Genomic DNA, 325 nt, shown 5'->3' on the forward strand with positions numbered 1-325 from the left:
CTTTGTGAAAAAACTGCACACAAGTGAAAAAAACATAAGTCCGAGAGTTATCATCATCATCGACCTAAATGAATAATTTGCAAGATAGGAAATTGCGATTAGTGGCCCAATTGTCGTCCCAACGCTTGTAGACATTGCGAAAAAAACAATGCCCTCACCTAACCGAGATTTAGGAACAATATTACTTGATATTGTAAAGACTAAAATCGTAAGCATACTAAATCCAATACCTTGTAGTGCTCGAATGAATATTAAAAACCCGATTGATTGGTTTACAAAAGTAAGACCGATTGTACCCAAAAAATAAAGGAGAGAAATAATGAGG

1 protein-coding gene (only partly in view) is annotated in these 325 nt (G+C 35.1%); it reads right to left on the bottom strand.

All coding sequences use genetic code 11. The features are described from left to right. Positions 1-300 carry the 5' portion of an MFS transporter gene (locus V7149_RS23585; protein ID WP_438824152.1) on the bottom strand. 606 nt of this gene lie to the left of the window's left edge, so 300 of the gene's 906 nt are visible here — the first part of the coding sequence; its start codon is at positions 298-300; its stop codon lies beyond the left edge, outside the window. Positions 301-325: the final 25 nt, after the last annotated feature.

This window comes from Bacillus sp. JJ1503, from assembly GCF_036965125.1.
In the GTDB taxonomy this organism is placed as follows: domain Bacteria; phylum Bacillota; class Bacilli; order Bacillales; family Cytobacillaceae; genus Cytobacillus.